This window comes from Arthrobacter sp. FW305-BF8 (assembly GCF_021789315.1).
Classification (GTDB): domain Bacteria; phylum Actinomycetota; class Actinomycetes; order Actinomycetales; family Micrococcaceae; genus Arthrobacter.
Genome location: NZ_CP084561.1, coordinates 118,847 through 139,117 on the forward strand (window position 1 = coordinate 118,847; position 20,271 = coordinate 139,117).

General features: G+C 61.4%; 16 protein-coding genes and 2 pseudogenes. 8 read left to right on the forward strand and 10 right to left on the reverse strand.

The genetic code is table 11. From position 1 onward, the window contains the following. Window positions 1-63: 63 nt before the first annotated feature. On the forward strand, window positions 64-909 hold the full coding sequence (locus tag LFT45_RS00525) for a helix-turn-helix transcriptional regulator (protein WP_236806023.1): 846 nt from the start codon (window positions 64-66) through the stop codon (window positions 907-909). A 338-nt stretch (window positions 910-1,247) separates the two neighbouring features. Here LFT45_RS00525 and LFT45_RS00530 read toward each other — a convergent pair. The 9 genes and pseudogenes from LFT45_RS00530 to LFT45_RS00570 all read right to left on the reverse strand — a co-directional run. Then, window positions 1,248-1,609: pseudogene (locus tag LFT45_RS00530) on the reverse strand (recombinase family protein); the annotation flags it as partial. A gap of 1,157 nt (window positions 1,610-2,766) precedes the next feature. Continuing rightward, a complete protein-coding gene (locus tag LFT45_RS00535; RefSeq protein ID WP_236806024.1) occupies window positions 2,767-3,762 on the reverse strand; it encodes a sugar kinase in 996 nt (331 codons plus the stop codon). Then, window positions 3,759-4,334 (reverse strand): bifunctional 4-hydroxy-2-oxoglutarate aldolase/2-dehydro-3-deoxy-phosphogluconate aldolase, encoded by a 576-nt coding sequence (locus LFT45_RS00540; RefSeq protein ID WP_236806025.1) that lies wholly within the window; start codon window positions 4,332-4,334, stop codon window positions 3,759-3,761. Before LFT45_RS00540 ends, LFT45_RS00535 begins: the two co-directional genes overlap by 4 nt. A gap of 199 nt (window positions 4,335-4,533) precedes the next feature. Continuing rightward, on the reverse strand, window positions 4,534-5,262 hold the full coding sequence (locus LFT45_RS00545) for a FadR/GntR family transcriptional regulator (protein ID WP_236806026.1): 729 nt from the start codon (window positions 5,260-5,262) through the stop codon (window positions 4,534-4,536). Window positions 5,263-5,435: 173 nt separating this feature from the next. Next, window positions 5,436-6,593 carry a sugar ABC transporter substrate-binding protein gene (locus LFT45_RS00550; protein WP_236806027.1) on the reverse strand — a complete coding sequence of 386 codons (1,158 nt, stop codon included), beginning with the start codon at window positions 6,591-6,593 and terminating at the stop codon, window positions 5,436-5,438. Between the two features lie 112 nt (window positions 6,594-6,705). Then, the gene (locus tag LFT45_RS00555; protein ID WP_236806028.1) at window positions 6,706-7,773 is read right to left on the reverse strand and encodes an ABC transporter permease; all 1,068 of its coding nucleotides are present in this window, start codon (window positions 7,771-7,773) and stop codon (window positions 6,706-6,708) included. Window positions 7,774-7,781: 8 nt separating this feature from the next. Beyond that, window positions 7,782-8,789 carry an ABC transporter permease gene (locus LFT45_RS00560; RefSeq protein ID WP_236806029.1) on the reverse strand — a complete coding sequence of 336 codons (1,008 nt, stop codon included), beginning with the start codon at window positions 8,787-8,789 and terminating at the stop codon, window positions 7,782-7,784. Beyond that, on the reverse strand, window positions 8,786-10,396 hold the full coding sequence (locus LFT45_RS00565; protein ID WP_236806030.1) for a sugar ABC transporter ATP-binding protein: 1,611 nt from the start codon (window positions 10,394-10,396) through the stop codon (window positions 8,786-8,788). Before LFT45_RS00565 ends, LFT45_RS00560 begins: the two co-directional genes overlap by 4 nt. A gap of 194 nt (window positions 10,397-10,590) precedes the next feature. Beyond that, window positions 10,591-11,295 carry a cysteine hydrolase family protein gene (locus LFT45_RS00570; RefSeq protein ID WP_021473239.1) on the reverse strand — a complete coding sequence of 235 codons (705 nt, stop codon included), beginning with the start codon at window positions 11,293-11,295 and terminating at the stop codon, window positions 10,591-10,593. A gap of 384 nt (window positions 11,296-11,679) precedes the next feature. On the opposite strand from LFT45_RS00570, the gene LFT45_RS00575 reads away from it, so the two are divergent. The 7 genes from LFT45_RS00575 (at window position 11,680) to LFT45_RS00605 (ending at window position 18,964) form a co-directional block, all read left to right on the forward strand. Continuing rightward, on the forward strand, window positions 11,680-12,681 hold the full coding sequence (locus LFT45_RS00575) for a dihydroxyacetone kinase subunit DhaK (protein ID WP_236806031.1): 1,002 nt from the start codon (window positions 11,680-11,682) through the stop codon (window positions 12,679-12,681). Between the two features lie 2 nt (window positions 12,682-12,683). Further along, entirely contained in the window at window positions 12,684-13,328 is a 645-nt protein-coding gene (gene dhaL, locus LFT45_RS00580; RefSeq protein ID WP_236806032.1) for a dihydroxyacetone kinase subunit DhaL, read from the forward strand. Window positions 13,329-13,602: 274 nt separating this feature from the next. Further along, a complete protein-coding gene (locus LFT45_RS00585; RefSeq protein WP_236806033.1) occupies window positions 13,603-14,151 on the forward strand; it encodes a type 1 glutamine amidotransferase domain-containing protein in 549 nt (182 codons plus the stop codon). A gap of 270 nt (window positions 14,152-14,421) precedes the next feature. Continuing rightward, window positions 14,422-16,020 (forward strand): GMC family oxidoreductase, encoded by a 1,599-nt coding sequence (locus LFT45_RS00590; RefSeq protein ID WP_236806034.1) that lies wholly within the window; start codon window positions 14,422-14,424, stop codon window positions 16,018-16,020. 15 nt (window positions 16,021-16,035) lie between these two features. After that, on the forward strand, window positions 16,036-16,749 hold the full coding sequence (locus tag LFT45_RS00595) for a gluconate 2-dehydrogenase subunit 3 family protein (protein ID WP_236806035.1): 714 nt from the start codon (window positions 16,036-16,038) through the stop codon (window positions 16,747-16,749). Between the two features lie 88 nt (window positions 16,750-16,837). Beyond that, window positions 16,838-17,983 carry a mandelate racemase/muconate lactonizing enzyme family protein gene (locus LFT45_RS00600; RefSeq protein WP_236806036.1) on the forward strand — a complete coding sequence of 382 codons (1,146 nt, stop codon included), beginning with the start codon at window positions 16,838-16,840 and terminating at the stop codon, window positions 17,981-17,983. Between the two features lie 102 nt (window positions 17,984-18,085). Further along, window positions 18,086-18,964, forward strand: a complete 879-nt coding sequence (locus LFT45_RS00605; protein ID WP_236806037.1) for an SMP-30/gluconolactonase/LRE family protein — start codon at window positions 18,086-18,088, stop codon at window positions 18,962-18,964. Here LFT45_RS00605 and LFT45_RS00610 read toward each other — a convergent pair. Then, window positions 18,961-19,860: pseudogene (locus tag LFT45_RS00610) on the reverse strand (IS5 family transposase). The gene LFT45_RS00605 and the pseudogene LFT45_RS00610 sit on opposite strands and share 4 nt — an antisense overlap. Window positions 19,861-20,271: the final 411 nt, after the last annotated feature.

The window sequence follows — 20,271 nt, forward strand, 5'->3', positions numbered from 1 at the left end:
GATGCCCGGTGGAAGATGCTCTTGATACTAGTACTGAGAGTAATAGAGTAATAGTATTTCCAGGTGCAGGATTCCGGCCGTCGCAAAGAACTGGGTCTTTTCCTTCGGGCGCGCAGGGACCAAGCCGTCCGCGCCGACTACGGCTTGCCGCCGATTGCCCGGAAACGCGAGCGGGGGCTGCGCCGCGAGGAGGTCGCGTTCCTGTCTGGCGTCAGTGTCACCTGGTACACGTGGCTTGAGCAGGGGAGGGACATCAGCCCGTCCCGGCAGGTGCTGGAGGCTGTCAGCCGTGCCCTGCATCTTTCGGATACCGGGCTGGGTTATGTCCTGTCGCTTGGCGGGTACGCCACAGCATCGCCAGCCAGTTCCGAGGCCGCCACGGCGCCGGCCCATATCCAGCGCCTGCTGGACGCTTTGGATCCCAATCCTTCCTTCGCCCTGTTCCCGGACTGGGGCGTGGCGGGCTGGAACAAGGCCTACGCGGCGCTGTATCCGAACATCGCGTCGGTGGCCTCGGCGGACCGCAATCTTCTGTGGCTGGTGTTCACCGACCCCTACGTCCGGGACCTGCTGCCCGACTGGGACGTCACAAGCAAGCGCTTCCTGGCGGAGTTCCGCGCCGAGACCGGGCAACGCCTCGGTGACCCCGACATCCAGCACCAGGTCGAGCGGCTGAAGGAGGCCAGCCCGGAATTTAGGGAAGGCTGGGACCGGTACGACATCCTGGGCTTCGAATCACGTGAGCGGCTGTTCCACCACCCTGCCGTGGGGGTCCTGCAGCTGGAACACCACCAGCTTTCGCCCTCGGACCGGCCCGACCTGCACCTCGTTGTTTACACCCCGGCTCCGGGGAGCGACGCCGCCGCCCAAATGCACTCAATCATGGCCGATGCTCCGGGGGCTTTCTGACGGCGGCTGCGCGGCATAGGCAAAGGGGAGGTCAGTGGCATTAAAGGGTGTCGACTCCATGCATCCCGGCTTCGCCGGGTGGGAGGTCGAGGAGCGTCTTGTAGCCGTCTATGCGGTGGTACATGCAGGTCCCCCTTTCGCCAGGACCCAGATCTGCTCGCCGTCGCGGGTGGCAGCGTCGACGGCTCCCTCCACCGGTGCAGATTCCTGGTCCGGCCGGATGAGGACGACGCTGCGCCCTCAACGAGTTCCCCCCCAGTCGGCGACGACCGGGCCGCGGTACCCCTGGAAGGTCTGCCGGGGGAGTGACGTCTATGCTGCGTCAGCGGGATGGCGGTCAGGGAGCTTTCAAAATCGGCGAACGCTGCCATGACGGAGAGCATGACGTTGGCCATGGGGAGTCCTCCCCGGTGAAGACCAGGTTCTCTTTGATGAACTCCACTCGCACGCCCTTGCGGGTCAGAGTCTGGACAAGGGCACGCAGGTCATCGAGGTTGTGGGCGAGCCGGTCCATGCTGTACACCACGATGGTGTCCCCGTCGCGGGCGAACCGCAGCAGCTCCGCCAGTTCCGGTCTGGACGTGTCTCGGCCCGAAGCTTTGTCTGCGAAGACCCGGTCCAGAACCTGGCCGTCGAGCTGGCGCTTCTCATTCCGGTCCAGCGTGCTGACACGCACGTACCCCATTCGCTGTCCAGCCACCGGTGCCTCCAAGACATCAGCCTGTCGGATTGAGTTCTAGGCCCTCTACAGAAACACGTTAAGAGACCAGAAACATCAACGTCAGGTTGGGGTGCACTCAGCCTGGCGACGGTGAAACTGCGGTCTCACAAGCTGAGGGTTGGGCTGCAGGTGTCAGCCTCGGTGTAGAAGGCACCGAGAATCGGGCGGTTTGGGCGATGGGCCCTGTCGCTGGCGTCAACCATGGATGGCAGCTACACGACCCGTAAGTACATGTTGGGGGGCGTGGTGGCCATACGATCAGCATCCCGAAGTCCTGCGCTATCGGCGCCGCCCATGACAGGTGGCGCCGACCGGGCGCGCTGCGGGGCCGGCCGATGATAGCCCGGGGATAATGGAGTGGTGTCCACGACCCCTGCCCCCTCAGAAGCCCGAAACTCCAACGGGCGCGGCGAGCGGCTGGCCTCCCGGTCAAAGGCTCCCCGGATGTCCGACGTTGCCCGGTCCGCCGGGGTCTCCCAGCAGACGGTGAAGATTGCCGCGCGAGGATCTAGGTTGCAGGGCTTCTTGCCAACCAGCAGAATTGTCCCTGCTCTCCGGCCGCTTTTGACTTGGGCTGATATTGGACAAAAAAGGGCCTCAAAGCTGTCCGGTTCTTTCAGGCTTCGTCGACGGCGAACGGATTCATCATGGCCGCTAGCGCGGATGTGCGGGGTTTTTTCCCTTGGGACGTCCTAGAGGCGTGGTACTGGGCAATCAACCATTTCTGACCGTCCCTGCGGAGCACGAGAGATAGCTGCACCTGCGCCGTTCTGGCGTCTGGGTAGGTGAAGCGGAGGGCGGCGAATCCGCAGACTAGATCTTGAGCCAGCTGGCGGGCTTGGATAATTTGGAAGGTTGCCTTGATACCGGGGGGGCAGGGCAGCGAAGCAGTCGAAAATTTCTTTTCGTCCGGTGAGCAGAGTTGGGCTGAGTCCCTGGAAGAGCGCATCGCGTGAAAAGAGCCTGACCATGTCTTCGGGCCTATGCTGGTCAAAGGCCCGTTTCCAGGCCGTTAGTGCCTCTGCCAGGATACCCTCATTAGGCGTGGCTGCCGGGTTGTTGATTTTCACCTTCGAGGTCTCCGTCCACTTTTGGGCTGGATTTTGCTTTCACACGGAGTGAGTGAGGTGCCGTGTTTATCGGGAGACCGGTTCTGTGGAGTCCAGGAGGTCCAGCTCGTTACGTCGGGGCATGCCTTCCCAGTCTCCGGGCACCAGACAAGCGAATGCGCCAGTCCGGACGGCGGTCAGAAGGCGCTGGGGAACGTCCCGGCCGTTGAGTAGCTCGGCGATGTATCCGGCGACGAAAGCGTCTCCTGCCCCTACTGTGTCAACGGCCCGGATGGGGACTGCACGTTGAGCGTGCGATTGGCCGTGGACGACTGCGACGCAACCGTCCGCGCCGAGTTTTATGACCGCCTGAGATGCTCCCATTTCGTTAATTCGTCGAGCGAGTTCCCAAGGGTCTTGTGCATCGCCTACTGCGATGGCTGCTTCAGCGTCCCCGGCAAACACAACGTCCGCTCTGGGTATTATTCGACGGTACTGGTCGCCCGCTTCTTCCTTGGACCAGAGCGCCGAACGGTAGTTCAAGTCAAAGGAGACCAGAGTGCCGGCGGCTTGGGCACAGTCGAGGGCGTAGCTGACCGCATCGGCGGCGCTTTCGGACAGCGCCGGGGTGATGCCGGTTATGTGCAGCAGTTTGGCTTGGGCGATCTGCTCGGCTGGCACGTCTTCGCGGCATAGGCGGGATCCGGCGCTGCCTTTCCGGTAGTACCATACCTTTACCGCCTCAGTGGTCCTACGTTCCTTAAGCATGAGCCCGGTGGGAGCTGTGTGGTCACGGGAGGCGTATGTGTCGATGGCCTCCGCCGCGAGTTCACGCAACACCATTTCTCCCAAGCTGTCGGCGCCGACTCTGCCTGCCCATGTCACGGAAGTGCCAAGCCTGCGCAGCGCTATCGCAAAGTTGCTCTCTGCACCGCCCATACCCAGGCTTAGTGAAGCGACGTGGGCAAGGGGCCCGGGGGACCCGGCCTTCATCAGCGCCATGGTTTCGCCCATGGTCACGACGTCGGTGACATTGTAGGGGGGGACAGCCGGGCTACCCGCCTCGGAATTCACAGTGATCACCGGATTGTGCCTTTACGGTCCTCGGTCGCCGCAGATACCAGTTCGGTCACGCGTCGTGCCCTTTCTGTGAGTTGGGCAAGGCTGCCGCCTTGGAAGGCGTCACCCAGCAGCGGGCCGCCGAGGCTGACGGCGAGAGCGCCGGCCGAAATCCACCGGGGTGCGTCCTCGATGGTGATTCCGCCACTCGGGATGAGCTGCATCTGGGGGAACGGGCCGTGGAGTTGGCCGATGTAATCCGGCCCGACAGTGGAAGCGGGGAAGACTTTGACGGCTACCGCGCCGGCGCTCCATCCAGCGTGCAGTTCGGTCGGGGTCAGGCCGCCGGGGACTATCGGTATTTCACGCGCCACAGCAGTATTGACGATGTCAAGGTTGGTAGACGGCGTGACCAGGAACTGGGCCCCGACGTCGAGGGCGCATTCCGCCTGTCCTGTCGTGGTAACCGTGCCGATGCCGATTTCCGCAGTGTCTCCGAAAACTGCCCTGATCTCCGCCAGATGATCGAATACGCCCTCGGTTGTGAGCGTGAGCTCGATGAACCGGACGCCGCCGGCGACCAGGCTTTCGATCACTGGCAGATATTTGCTCGCGTGTGTTGTGCGCAGCACCGCTATCACTTGACCCGTGAGCGGAAGCGTCGGGTGTGGGGGAGAAGATGCGACCATATCGCGTTATCCGTTCGTCCATGATGAGTTGGGCTCAGCGGAAAAATCCTGAAGGATTTGGCGTTTATCCTGCCGCGACCAACTATGGAGCGGCGGCGCTAGAGCCCTAGTTAGGTTGACTGGCTACCGGTTTTGCCAGGTTTTTGGCGATGTCCCTTTCGACGTCGCGAATATGGGCCACGGCGGCATCTCGCGCCTCCCGCACGCGGCCGTCGATAATGGCGTCAACAATTTTGCCGTGTCCTGCATGGGAGTCTTCGCGCCGTCCCGGCAGGGAAATCACCCGCAGTGAATACTTGAGCAGCATCGGCTCCAGGCTGCCGTAAATGGTTGCAAGCAGCTCGTTCTTCGAAGCCTTCGCGATTGTTTGGTGGAGCTTGATGTCCAGCTGCACGAATTCCTCGTCCGAGAGGTCGGGATTTGAGCACGTTTCCATGATGCTCTCCAGCGCGGCGGTGGTGGCGGGCGTGATTCTTTGCGCGGCCCAGCCGGCCGCGTCGCGCTCGATCATGCGCCGTACTTCGAACAGCTCAGGCACTGTGAAATCTTCGAACACGAGCAGGTCGGACTGGCCTTGGGCAGCGACGGTATTGCTGACCACGAAGACGCCCACGCCATGACTGCTGCTCACCAGGCCGCTTGCCTCGATACCGCGGATTGCTTCGCGCATCGAACTGCGGCTTACCCCAAATTCGTCTGCGAGGACGCGCTCGGCCGGTAGCTTTTCTCCCACGGCATAGGCACCGTTGGTGATCAGTTGCGTGAGCTGGGCAGCGACGGAGTCGGACACTCTAAGCCGCGCCACACGCTCGATCCTGCTTGTAGATTCGGTCATGATCCCTCTTTCGCCAACCCGAAAACGCTCGGTACATTCCTATGATACTGGTCCGGTGGCCTGAACACCTGCCCATTCGGAAAGAGAGGACCGGCGTGGCTGTGGGAAAAGTACAGCTTCACCCGACGAACCGTGGGAAGGGGCTTCACACCGAATCCCGATGGAGTGCGGGCTCAGTATGTTTTCTTCGGGGCCATGATGCCGTTGATGTAAGAGGCATAAGTTTCGACGTTGTCCTTGGTCACCAGATGCGTCGTGATGTTGGAGATCTTGGGGACATAGTTGTTCAGGACCACGGACTGGAAGGCAGTGTCGATCATTCTGATTGCGTTATCGACGGAATTCACGTCCACTGTGGCCGTCAGTTTGCCGTTCCGGATCGCGTCCATGCCCGAGAGCAGGCCATCCGCACCCACAATTACGATGCCTTGGGACCCGTCCCACTGTTTCAGTCCAGCAGCATCGACGGCCTGTGAGGCGCCGAGGGCCATGTCTTCGTTTTCTCCATAGATGGCATTGATGTCCGGGTGTCGCGTGAGGAGGTCTTGGGCGGCGCTGAGTCCCTTGTCGCGCAAGTAGCCGCCGTCCGCCGTTCCCACGACCTCGATGCCAGGGTTTTCGGCCAGGGCCTGGTTGAAGCCGATCAGCCGCGCCTTGGTCCAGTCGGAGCCCGAGGGACCCATGATCTGCACGATTTTGCCCTTGCCTTTAAGGGTATCCGCGATGAATTTTCCGGCCACATAGCCGGACTGTGCGCGGTTGTCGTAGCCAATATTGGAGACGGTGTTGATCTGATCCACTGGATAGAGCTCGACTGGCTGGTTGAACTGGAAGATCTTGGTGCCGGCGTTCATGGCGTTCTTATAGACGCCCTGCATGGTGGCGAAGTTGGCGCCCGTGCAGATGAAGACGACGTCGAACTTGCGGCTTGTCCAGGTCTGGACGGTGCTGATCTGTTGTTCAACGGCGTTGAAGTTGCCGGTGGGGGATGACTTTTCCCATTTCCATTTCACCCCGTAGAGGTCTTCCAGTTGCGCCATTCGCGTGAAGGCGGCGTTTTCCATCTGCGTGTAGTACTCGGACAGGACCGGAGGGGTGAATCCGACCTGGACGGTGCGCCCGTTGACGAGTTTTTTGAGGGCGTCGGTGAATTCGGCGCTGCCTTCGGCGCCGCTGCCTCCAGTGCCTCCAGCGGCGGCGGTCGACCCGCCAGGAGGAGTTGTGCAGGCAGTGAGAAGACCTAGCGTCCCCATCAGGGCGCCTGCCCCGAGAATGTTGCGCCGGGTGGCCCCTGACGTCCCATTCTCGTTTCGGGTCGGGGTTGTATCCATTGTATTTCTCCTTTGAAAGTCAGGCAGGGGTGCGGTGCGGTTGTTTGACGGGGGAGCGGGATCACTAGCAGCCGGTAGCGCTAGCGGGTCCCAGGCTTCGGGCAATAGTGGATTAGCTCAAGGCCTGTGTGGGCATCGCTGAGGGTGCCGATTCTTGCTGTTGCTGCGGGGATTGTTCGATTTCCGCGCTGTTCTGACGCTGCTGGAAGTAGGCGGTAATGCGGTCGAGAAGTACGGCAAGCAGCAGGATGATTCCAGTGACGACCTGCTGCCATTCGGACTTGACGCCAGCAATGTTCATGGCGTTTGCGATCAGGGTAATGGTCAGGGCGCCGAGAATCGCGCCCACCATCCGGCCGCGGCCTCCGGTAAGGGCGGCGCCACCGATGATTGCGGCCGTGATGGCCAGGATTTCATAGCCCGTCCCGAGAGTCGGGGCCACGTTGGTGGCCCGGCCGGCGAGTATGACTCCGGCGAGTCCGGCACACCCACCGCTTACGACATAGGCGAATGTTTTCACCTTCGAGACTGAAATACCCGAGAGTCGGGCCGCGTCCGGGCTGCCTCCGATGGCGTACAGGTAGCGTCCGATGACCGATTTGCGCAACATGAAGGAGACGAGGATGCACAGGATGACCGCAACGATGATCGGAACACTGATGATGCCGCCGAGCTTGACCTGGCCACCGACGATCCTGTACTCCGGGGTCATGTAGCGGGTGAAGGGCGTTCCCTTGGTCCAGAGGAACAGCACGCCCCGTGCTACACCCAGCATGGCGAGCGTGGCAACAAAATCGGGCAGCCCTAGCTTCGTGATCATCAGTGAATTCAGCAGGCCGCAAACGAGACCGCAGCCAATGCCCGCTAACAATGCGAGTGGAAAAATGAGCCCTTGGTTGATCAGGAAGGCCGCTACACCGGCCGAGAGGCCCATGACCGAACCAACGGAAAGGTCGATTCCACGCGCGATGAGCACGATCGTCATGCCGAGAGCGAGAAGCAGCACGAAGACCGCCTGGTTTGCTATGTTTTCCCAGTTGCCGAAACTGAGGAATGACGGTGCAACGAATGTCATCGCGATGATGAACAGGATGAGCAGGGCCACCAGGCCGGATCCGGGCTTCGCGAGGAGCGTTTCGATCCGGTTGCCGAGGGTGGGTGCGTTCAGGGGAGAAGACATGTCTGGCCTCACTGGGCGTTCTGGGTTGCGGCCGCTGCCGGGGACACCGGGCGCAGCGTGGACTGCAGCCATTTTTGGGCGCCGCGGTCGAAGGCTACCGCGGCCACGATGGCCGCGCCGGTCACGATCGAGAACCAGAGCGGGTCGACCCCGATCAGTTGCAGGCCGCGGCTGAGGATGGATAGGAAGAAGGCCCCGAGGGCAGCGCGCCAGATGCTTCCGCGGCCACCGGCGAGGGCTACTCCGCCCACTACGCACCCGGCGATCGCTGTCAGCTCATAACCGCCCCCGAGTCCGGGCTGGACAGAGTTGAGGTGGGATGCCAGGAGCACTCCACCGATGCCGGCAATGATTCCGGAGATGGTGAAGACCGAGAACTTGGTCCTGCGCACGCTGACGGCGGCCAGGTACGCTGCGTTCGGGTTGATGCCTACGGCGTAGATCGTCCGTCCGAAGGGTGTTTTTGTGAGCGCGACCTCCAGGATGAGCAGGATAACCGCTGTGATTAGCACCCCTGTCGGGATCCCCGCGATTTTTTCTCCCGCGAGGGCGAGGAAGGAACTGTCCGCGGTTCCGGTGAGCTGCGTATGGGACGTGAAGACCTGCAGCACACCAGCCCCGATGCTCAGTGTCGCCAGCGTGACGATAAAGTCGCTGACGCCCAGCCCTGCCACGAATGCCCCGTTTACGAGCCCGAAGATCAGCCCGGTGGCAACACCGGCAAGTACAGCGAGGACGGTGGGCGCACCGTTCATGGTGGCGAAGAGAGTTGCGGCCGCGCTCAGGCCGATGTTGGAGCCGATGGACAGGTCGATTCCGCCGCTGATCAGGACGAAGGTCAGGCCGGCGGCCAGCAGCACTGCGGAAACGGATTCGACGAAGGTGTTGTAAATATTGTCGGGGCTAAGGAAATACGGCGATGCGAGGGCAAAGTAAACGCACATGATCAGGAAGACGATCGAAACGGCGACGCCGTCAATCGCCAGTACTCGTGATGAACGCTGGAAGATGCTCATACTGCTACCGCTCCTCGGGTTGCCAGAGAGATAATTCGTTCGCCGAGTTCGCTGGTTTCGGAGGCTGTTTCGTCACGGCCGGTGCTCTCAAGTTCGCCCACTATGGTTCCTTCCCGCATCACGGCGATTCGGTCGGATACGCGGATCAGTTCGGGCAGTTCGGAGCTGATTACGATTGCCGCGCCTCCCTGGTCAACGAAGTCGTAGATCAGCCGGTAGACCTCGGCTTTGGCGCCGACATCGATGCCTTGGGTGGGCTCATCGAAAATAATCAGATCGGGTTCGGTGAAGAGGCAGCGCGCGATGACGACCTTCTGCTGGTTCCCCCCACTGAGATTGCGGATTTTTTCCTGTACGGAGGCCGTCTTTACGCCCAGGTCACTGACGTATCTTTTCGCGGTTGCCGTCTCCCGGCCGCCGCGGAGGAACAAGCCCGCAGCGGCTGTCCTGTTCAGGTCCGAGATTGTGATGTTCCGCTTGATTGAGAAGTCGCCGAGAATAGCGTGGGTTTTCCGCTCTTCAGGCACGTAGGTGATGCCTCTCTGGCGGGCGTCACGAGGATTGCGGATGACCAGGGGGCGGGAATGCAGGAAGATGGTTCCTGAGTCCGGGCGGTCGGCGCCCAGGATGACCATGGCAGTTTCGGTCCGGCCCGCACCGGCGATTCCGGCCAGTCCGAGGATCTCTCCCCGTCGGACGGAGAGGCTGACGTCATGAAGAAGGGGGTGACGGGTGATTGAATCCAGCCGCAGGACCTCGTCGCGGGCGCCGGTGAAGCCGTGGACCCTTCCTTCCTCGACGATCTCTTCCCGTGCTGCCAGGTTGGATCGCCCGACCATGAGCCGGACGAGCGATTCGGCAGTCTGTCCGGCAGGGTCCACGGTTGCCACGAGCTGGCCATCGCGGAGCACTGTGATGGTGTCGGCCAGTCCGAAGAGCTCATCGAGACGGTGTGTGACCCAGAGCAGGGAGATTCCCCTCTGGCGTAGCTGGCGCATGTAGCTGAACAATGTGAGGCGTTCGTGATCGGCCAAGCCGGATGTTGGTTCGTCCAGGATCAGGACCTGCGTCCGGAAGGCCAATGCTTTGATGATCTGCACGACGTGCTGCTTAAGGGCTCCGAGGGCTTCAACCGGGACCTTAATGTCGTGGTCGGTGAGACCGAACTCATGCGCGAGTTCAAGTACACGGGAGCGCATTTCTTTTTCGTCGAGAACCCCGGCGACCCGGTTTCTGCCAGTGATAAGTTCACGGCCGAGGAAAATGTTCTCCACGGCGGTGAGATTCGGGGCAAGTGACTGTTCCTGGTGGACTGTTGAAATGCCGAGGTCCTGGGCATCCCGGGGGCTCCCGATGGTGACTTCGGAGCCGGCAACCCGGACTGTTCCGGCCGTAGGGGACACCGTTCCGGAAAGGATGTTAATCAGCGTCGACTTTCCGGCGCCGTTCTCGCCAAGTAGCCCGTGGATTTCGCCGGGGCGCAGATCGATGTCGACGTTGGCCAGGGCCACGACGCCGGGGTAGACCTTCCCGACTCCGCGTACGGACACAATGGGATGATCGGCAGTTCCGGCCGCGCCGCTTAGGGAGTTTTCGTTGTTGTTCATTCCAACCTCATCGTCGAAATTGTTTCCGTGTGGTGGTATCCCGGTAACCCGGTGGTCTGATGACTTAGCGTGAACCTGAGGCGCAAGGTAGCCGGGAACGCCGGTTGTCGAGAATTGGAAAGCAGTTAGGAGAAGCTGCCGAGGGTACGTCCCGCCTAGTAGCCGGCGGGACGTACCAGTGAATCAAAGAGCGCTTAGACGGCGTCGATGAGTTCGAGGAATTCTTTGCTCGTGCGGACGTCGCCGTGGTTGGCCTGAATGTTCCTCAGCGCCTCCCAGTGCTGGCCATAGCCCAGCGGATCGTCCTGCCCCGAGGGGATGGCAGCACAGGTGTCAGCGAGAGTTATGATCTTGAAGTCCTGGTTCGCTCCGTCGATGGCGGTGGCAATCTGGCAGTTGCCCGTGGAGAGGCCGGCAATCACCAGCGTGTCGGCGCCCGCACGGCGCATGTACTCTGTCAGCGGCGTGCCGTAAAACGATGAGAAACGGTGCTTGCGGATCACCGGTTCGTCATCCAGCGGCTTGAGTTCGTCGACGAGCTCATCACCGCCATTGCCCCAGGAACCCGGGAAGCTGCCGAGCTGGCCTTCGAGGCCCCATTTGACGTCGGCGTAGCCAGCGTCCTTACCATCCCCGCGGAGACCCCAGAGTGACCACACGACAGGGATGCCCTTCGCACGGCAGGCTTCAAGCACGTTCTTGACCGGCTCGATGGTGTCCTTGCCCTCCGGCGCGCCTCCGACACTGGGAATGTACATCGCGCCGCCGGGCTCCGCACACGCCTTCTGCATGTCGAGTACAAGCAACATCGTCTTTTTGGGATCGATGGTCGGAGCAAGGTAGCGCGAACGGTCGATGACCTTGTCGATGTTTTCGTAGGTGTAGTCCAGTGAAGACATTTGTTCTCCTTGTTACAGGGCGGCAGCATTGCCGGCACCCAGGGTTTTCCGCGGTCGCGGCCTTCAAGCCTTACCGGACCTTGTTCCTGCCGCATGTGAGCTGGATGGCAGGTGATCCGGTGGTCTGAACACTACGAGACGCAAAATCCGCTGTCAATACTTTTCCATGTTTTCTACAAGGGGGCGCTGGATCGCCGGGCACATCCGGCCCGTGGAGGATCTTGTGACGCAAGTCCTCTTCATCACGCGGCCAGGGCAGGGGATTGACGCGGGCGTCTTTCTAGGGAAAGCTGTCTGGTCAGACCACCCGATCATCAAGCCACCGGCACCGCTGGCTGCAATGCGGAAGTACACGGGCTGGCGCCGGAGGTAAAAGGAAGGCAAATGAAAAAATTTTTGAATGAACCATCAGCTGCGGTGGATGACTACGTGACGGGACTTGTGGGAGCGCACCGGGAGATTCTGGAGTGGGACTGCACGAACCGGGTACTTCAACGCCGGGAGGACCCCCCTTTTCCGAAGGTCGGCCTCGTGGGGGGCGGCGGTTCAGGCTGCGAACCCACACATACGGGTTTCGTCGGTTACGGGATGCTTGACGCCGCCGCACCTGGGCAGATCTTCACGTCACCCGTCCCAAACCAAATCGTGGCCGCTACCCGCCGCGCAAATGCGGGAAGAGGAGTGCTCCACATCATCAAAAACTTTACGGGTGAGGTGATGAATTTCGGGATGGCTCAGGAGATCCTGTACTTCGAAGACATCCAGGTGGCCCAGGTTGTCGTCAATGATGATGTCTCGATCCCGGACGACGGGGAAACGGCTGGACGACGGGGGCTCGGGGCCACGGTCCTTGTTGAAAAGATTGCTGGCGCTGCCGCGGAGGAGGGCAGGGAACTGTCAGAGGTGCTGGCCGTTGCCCAGAAAGTGATCGGCCGCTCAGGAACGTTCGCGGTTGGACTCTCCTCGTGCACTCCTCCTGCACGCGGAAAACCGGTGTACGAACTTGCCGAAACGGACATGGATCTGGGTATCGGCATTAGCGGTGAACCGGGACGTGAACGGGTCCCGATGGCCAACGCCCGGGAGATTGCGCGTCTGATGGTCAACGAGGTCCTGTCCGACCTCATGCCGAAGGACGGGGGTGACCTTCTCATGCTGGTCAACGGGATGGGAGCCACGCCGCATCACGAGCTTTATCTTCTCGCGGGAGAACTGGCTGCGGCGGCAGAGGCGCGCGGCGCCTGCGTCACACGTCAATTGGTGGGAAATTTCGTGACTTCCCTCGATCAGGCGGGCGCCGCAGTAACCTTCCTTGAACTCGACCAGGAGCTAAAAGACCTATGGGATGCTCCGGTCCAAACAGCCGCATTGCGGTGGGGACGATGAAAATGACGACGGACACCAACCTGACAAGAATCGACCTGGAGCGGTGGATCCTGGATTTCGCAGACCAGATCATCCAACAGCACCTCATCCTCAGCGATCTGGACGCCGCCAGCGGTGACGCAGATCACGGCTCGAACATGGAGCGCGGAATGTCCGCACTGCTCAAATCCGTGCCTGATTGGGACGGAGCCGCGACTCCAGGGGAGTTCCTCAAGGATGTCGGCATGCATATCGTTTCCTCTGTCGGAGGGTCCAGTGGTGCGCTCTACGGAACCATCTTCCTTCGGATGGCAAGAGCGGTGGGCGGCGCGCCGACTATCAGTCCGGGACTGCTGTCAGATGCCTTTGAAGCGGCCGCCCAAGGCGTCAGTGAGAGAGGCAAAGTAAAACAGGGGGACAAGACCATGTTCGACGCCCTGGCGCCGTCCGTCCAAACACTGAAGGCGAAGTTGAAGGAAGAGAAGTCCTTGTCAGAGGCCCTGACGTCGGCGGCGACTGCCGCTGAAGCCGGCCGTGACGCGACTTCCGACATGGTCGCCCGCAAGGGCAAATCCAGCTACGCGCGGGAAAACTCCAGAGGGTTCATTGATCCCGGGGCCGTGTCCGTTGCCATGCTGATCCGCTCGGCGGCCCGAACACTGGCCTGAACCAAGGGCAGGCGTTCAGGCCGCCGCCGTCCGGCCCCGTCGGTATACGCGAGGGCCAGCCCGGTCGTGCCGTTCATTCCTTCAGCTCAGCGCTACCGAGGTGCCAAAACCTTGACACCGATGAGCAAATGCGGCAGAGTTCAGACCACCTGATAACCGGATGATTGGTGCGGGAAGGTCCATCAAGGCCAGCAACTCCCGCCCAGTCCACTTGGGGTACCACCTGAGGACCCTTGATCCCGATATCTGCACACAACGAGAAAGTGAGTCACCCATGAGTTTGCATGGAACCAAGATTGCCCTGTTGATCGAGGATGAGTACCAGATCCTGGAGGGCTGGTACCCGCTGCTCCGCCTGCAGGAGGCCGGAGCGGACGTTCGCGTGATCGGCAGCGGCACGAAGAACAGTTATGACAGCAAGGAGCACTACCCGATGGAGGTCGACGCGGCTGCGGCCGATGTCAGCGCCTCCGACTTCGACGCCGTTGTCGTCCCCGGTGGCTTCGCCCCGGACAACATGCGCCTTCACCCCGAAATGATCGGCCTCGTCCGGGACATGAACGAGGCAGGCAAACTCGTCACCGCCATCTGCCACGGCGGATGGGTCCTGGTCTCCGCCGGCGTGCTCAAGGGCAAGAACGCCACGGGCTACCTGCCGATCAAGGACGACGTCGAAAACGCGGGCGGCACCTGGGTCGATGAATCTGTTGTGGTGGACGGGAACGTCATCACCTCCAGGACCCCGGTCGATCTTCCCGACTTCACGCGCGCGATCATCGCTTACCTCGAAGGCCGCCCGACCGAAACCGGCGCGTCCGCCTGATAGGGGACGCCGCCAACCGCAGGCAAAAGCAACAGTATGTGTCGACCCGCGGATTGTGCGGACGGGCCGCGCTCCCGGGAAGTGGGCGGAACGCGGTCCAACCGTGCAGCACCAGTTCCTGCAGCCGAGAACTGAAAAAGACAGAAAGTGTGCACGGCACGTGGTGCCGTCATCGAACTTAGGAGAATGTCAGTGGCTACAACGAAGAAGCCAGAACCCGTTGACGTCATCGTCGTCGGGCTCGGAGCCAACGGCGGAACAACAGCCAAGGTGCTCAGTGAAGCTGGCCTGAAGGTGGTCGGTTTCGATCGAGGACCGTGGCTGCGCAACAACGAGCACTACTCTGGCGACGAGCTTAAATTCGTAAACCGTGACTACATGTGGCCCGACCCGGGCCTCTTTCCCCGCACAGTGCGGTATTCCGAGACCGAAGAGGCCAAGCGTTTCGCATTCTCCCCGACGCCACAGATGGTTGGTGGCGGCACGAATCACTGGGCAGGCTGGGTGCCGAGACCCCGTGAGTCCGACTTCATGCTGCGTTCCCTGCACGGCGAGCTCGAAGGCGCCAGCCTGGCCGACTGGCCGTTCCGCTACGAACACCTGGAGCCGTATCTGACGAAGGTTGAATGGGCCTTCGGCGTGTCAGGCATCGCCGGCGCAGACAAATATGAGCCGCACCGCAGCAAGGGTTACCCGAGCCCGCCGCTGCGACCGACCCGTTACGGCAAGCGCTTCTACGACGCGTGCAACAAAATGGGCATCAATGCCTTCCCCCTTCCGCATGCGATGGTCACAAACGATCACAACGGCCGAAACCCTTTCAATAAGACGAGCTTCTGGAACCAGTACGGTGATCCGTCCGGCGCCCGCTCGAACATCCTCACTACCTTCATTCCCGACGCGCTGGCCACGGGAAACTTTGAGGTTCGGGCGGAGAGCTTCGTCCGGGAAGTCAAGATGGGCAAGGACGGCAAGGCAACGGGTGTTGTCTACATCGATCCCGATGGCGACGAAATCGAGCAGGATGCCAAGGTCGTCATTCTCGCCCTGGGCGCGATCGAGTCTGCCCGTCTGCTCCTGATTTCCCGGAGCTCCCAATTCCCGGATGGCTTGGCCAACAGCTCCGGATTGGTGGGAAAGAACGCCACGTTCCATGAGTACTTGTTCGCGGTCGGACTGTTCGACAACGAAATCGATGAGCCGCTAAATGGTTTCGCCGGAAACTACATTTCCGGAGGCTCGCTGGAGTTCTACGAAACGGACACCAACCGCGGCCATATCGGAGGCAGCATCATTTCCGCGTCGCAGACTGCCCACCCGATCAACTGGGTCTTCCCGGGCCGCCCCAGCTGGGGCGAGGCGCTGAAGGACGCTGACCGGAACTACTTCAGTTACGCCATGAAGATCGGAATGATCCTGCACGACATGCCGGTCGAGTCGAACCGGGTGGATCTGGACCCGACCGTTAAAGACGCTTGGGGACTACCTGTGGCTCGCATCACACACAGCCCGCATGCCAATGACATCGCCATGGGCAAATGGCAGGTCGACAAGAACGCGGAGATTCTGGAGGCGGCAGGAGCGCGCAAAACTGTTCCCGTGTACCTGGACAAGATGACGGGCAATACCTGCCACCAGCACGGCACAGCCCGGATGGGCTTCGACCCGGCCAAGAGCGTCCTCAATGAATGGGGCCAGGCACACGACGTCGAAAACCTCTTCGTGCTCGACGGCTCGGGCTTCCCGACGGCCACCGGTGTGAACCCGACGCTGACCATGATGGCCAACGCATGGCGCTGTTCCGACTACATCGCCAATACCTATTCAAAGGGCCGCGTCGAGCGTCTCGCCGAGAAAACACTGATCTAGAAAGGAGCTGCAGTCATGACTCTCAAAGCGGACTGGGAAATCGTCGGGGCCCCCGTCGATCCGGACTCCACGGAACGACTGTTCTTCACGGAACACGAATGGAACACCATCGAAGCCGCCACGGCGCGCATCATGCCCACGGACCACGATCCCGGTGCCAAAGAAGCACGCGTCGTGGTCTTCATCGACAGGTACATTTCGGGAATCGGCTACGTTTACGCTGCCGCGGACGGCTCCGGATTCCTGAAGATGGCTGGCAAAGCAGCCGACGCCTGGCGCGCCCGACAGTTCAAGATGCAGGAACTCTACCGCCAGGGCATCAAAGAGCTGGATGCGCTGTCCGAGCGTTTGTTCGGCGGGAATTTCGTGGACCTCATCGATGACCAGCAGGACCAGGTCTTCGTGGAGCTCTCCGGGGCGCCCAAACCCACCAGGGTCACCCACGGAACGAAGGAGCCGGTAACCACCTTCCTGCAAGGCGTCTTCGACGAGGACCTCTCCTTCTTCGATACCTTGTGCCTGCACACCAGGCAGGGGTTCTACTGTGATCCGGTGTACGGCGGCAACAAGGATCAGATGGGGTGGAAAACCATCGGATTCCCTGGTCCGAAATCGCTCAAGGACACCATGGACGGGACTTACGACACCACGGAGTACTTCTATGACGGCGACTATGACTGGTACGACCTGATCCCGCACCTACGGCAGTCCGCTCCCCGCGATCACTAACCCTAAACACCGACGGCGGCCCGGTATTTCCCGAAGTGCCGGGCCGCCGTCGGCAGAATCCGCGACACCCGCGAAAGGACCTAAGAGCATGAAAATAACAGAGGTAAAGGCTTTCCCCGTCGGGGTGCCGCTGGATGAGCCGCTTCGCTGGGGCGCGATGGAAGTGAACGTCAAAGGCGGCATCATCGTTCGAGTAAAAACCGACGAAGGTATCGAAGGGATCGGTGAAGCCGGATTCTCGGCCGAATACTTCCCCACCGTGGGTCCCATCATCAACCACCAGCTGGGTCCCATGCTCATCGGGCGTGATCCACTGGACGTTGCGTCCATCTGGCAGGACATGCTCAATGCGACACACATGTGGGGCCGCCGGGGGATCGAGACCTACGCGCTGAGTGGCATCGACATCGCCCTGTGGGATCTTCTCGGCAAGGCAAGCAACCAGCCTGTCTACCGCCTCCTGGGAGCCTCCAAGTCGAAGGTGAAAGCCTACTACGCGCCGTCCCTAAAGCCGACGGAGCAAATAGTTGAAGAGTCTATAGCCGCCGTTGAGCAGGGTTTCTTCGCCATGAAGCTGCGTAATGGTCCGAGTCTGAGCAAGGGTGTGGACATGGTCGCCCGCGTCCGCGATGCGGTCGGGCCCGACGTTGACATTATGGTCGATGCGAACATGGCCTTTGACCGCCGGGAGGCGCTCACCCTTGCCACCGAACTCGAGCAATTGGGCGTGTTGTGGCTGGAAGAACCCATTCTTTCCCGCAGCCTCACCCAGTACATCGACGATCATTCGTGGCTCTCTGACCGGGTGTCGCTCAAACTCGCCGGCGGCGAATCGCTGCTTACCCGCTACGAGTACCTCGACCTTCTGCGCAAGCGGACCTTTGATGTCCTTCAGCCGGACTGCACCAGCGTGGGCGGAATCTCCGAATGCAAGCGGGTCGCCGATATGGCCAGCTCCTGGAACCTGTGGTGCGTCCCCCACATTGCCTGCAGCTCGGGAACCGGGGTGGCTCTGGCCGCAGGGCTTCATATGATTCTAAGCTGCGAAAATGCGCCAATGATCGAATTCGACGCCTACGGGGGTCCCGGTTGGGACGGGCTGCTGGAACAGCCCCTCACAGCAACCGGGGGATACGTTGAAGCACGTGAGGTTCCCGGGCTGGGCATCGACTTCGCAGATGGCGCCCTGGAAAAATACACGCTGACCGACGCACGGTTCGCCTCGGCTGCGTGAACGACACAAGCGGTGACGCTGGTGTCGCGCTTCCGGATGATGCGCGACACCAGGACCTCTTGACCGCACCGGAATGAAACCCCCGTTTGGAGATTCCTGATCATGAAAAGCAGGCACGTCGACATTGCCATCGATGCCGGAGCGGATCTTGCCGAGGGGCCGTGGTGGGACGAGCAGCGGCAGGAACTGCTGTGGGTTGACATCTTTGCCGGCAGGATTCACCTGCTCGATCCCGCATCGGGTCTGGACCGCAGCATCGACGTTGGCCAACCGGTTGGCATGGTCGCCCGGCGCCAGTCAGGGGGACTGGTGTGCGCAGTACGCGACGGAATCGGTTTCATCCACCCCGATGGGAACGCCTTCGAGCTCGCCGTCCCCATAGAGTCCGACATTGCCGGTAATCGGATGAATGATGGCGCGTGTGATCCTGCAGGGCGTCTCTGGGCCGGGACCATGGCCGCGGACCTTTCACCATCGGCCGGGAGCCTCTACCGGATCAGCAGCACACTCCACGTGACACCGGTACGCCCGAATGTTTCTATTTCAAACGGCCTGGACTGGTCCCCCGACGGCCGCACCTTCTACTTCACCGATTCGTCAACCAGAAGGCTGGATGCCTACGATTTTGATGTCGAAACCGGCCAGATCAGCAACGGCCGCGTTCTGGTGGATCTGCCCCATCCTATCGCCACGCCGGACGGAATGGCGGTCGACGCCGAGGGAACCATTTGGGTGGCCATGTGGGACGGGGGTTGTGTCCAGCGCTTCAGCCCCGAAGGCGTCTTACTGGAAACACTCGGCTTGCCCGTTAGCAGGCCGACCAGTGTCGCGTTCGGCGGCCCCGCTCTCAATCAGTTATTCATCACCTCCGCCCGCAACGGCCTGACGCCCCGGCAGCTACAGGACCAGCCCCATGCAGGTGCAATCTTCGTCCTGGAGCCGGGCGTCACGGGAAGATCCCCGTACTCTTTCCGCGGCTAGATCGTGTCTCCTAAAGCTGTCCGCCAGATGCTAATTGCCCGGAGAACGGCTCCTACGCGGTAGGTGAGTGCGAGTTTGTCGTAGCGGGTTGCCAATGCCCGCCACTGCTTGAAGGTGTTGAAACTCCGTTCAACGACGTTTCGGCCTTTGTAGTCCTCTTTGTCGAAGGCCGGAGGTCTGCCGCCGGTGGAGCCGCGTCGTTTTCGAGGCCGATCTGGTCGGATGGTTGCGGGATTAAAGCCGTGATGCCGCGGTCGCGGAGGTGCGCCCGGATTGCCCGGGATGAGTAGGCCTTGTCACCGCGGACACGGTCCGGGCGGGTTCTTGGCCTGCCCGGACCAGTGCGGTTGATCTTCAATTGGTCCATCAGGTGGGTGAACATCGGCGCGTCTCCGCCCTGCCCGGGGGCGATCAGCAGCACCAATGGCCTGCCTTTACCGTCGACCAGGGCGTGAATCTTGGTACTCAACCCGCCGCGCGAACGGCCAGTCGCATGATCGTCTGGTTCTTCAAACAGATTCATGTAATTCGACCGGGCCCCTGTGGCGCGGGGAAGGTTAGTGCCGTGCTGGTGGGCGCGGTTCACCGTCAAGTCCACTGAAATCGACCAATCCACTTCATGCCGGGCGTCAGCTTCCGTGAGCAGCCCGGCCGGGATTTTGTCCCCGGTGCCGTCGCCGCTGTAGCGGCGGTGCCGCTTCCAGATGGTCTGCCACGGACCGAACTCGGCCGGCACGTCACGCCAAGCGATCCCGCATCGGTACCGGTAGATGATGCCTTCCACCACGCGCCGGTCGTCCCGGAAGGAACGGGGGACCGCGGCGGCCAGCTGAAGTCAGCAGCAACGGCTGAATGCGGGCCCACTGACCATCAGTCAGAACAGAAGTACGAGACACTCATCCAGCATCCCGAACAACTGACCCAGACTTTAGGAGACACGCCCTAGCTAGGCTCGCACCACACCGGGAGCCAGTGCCGGTTGCCGCAGAGCCACCCGGCGAAGGGCACGTCCAGTAAAGAGCCCTAGGAAACGACACCATGAAAATCGTCATCGCCGACCCTAGCCTCATCGTCCACCGCCCCGCCTTTGAACTGGGGGTTGCTCCGGGAACGGTCATCTCTTGGCACAGATCCTGGGATGATTCCGGCGTACTGTCCGCGCTCAGGGACGCCGATGTCTTCGTCGGACCGCGCCTGACCAAGGCAATGGGAGCAGGGGCCAACAGACTCCAGCTGATTCATACCGCCGGCGCCGGCTTCGACGGCATCGAGCCGGAGGCCCTCAACACCGGAGCTGTGTGCGCGAA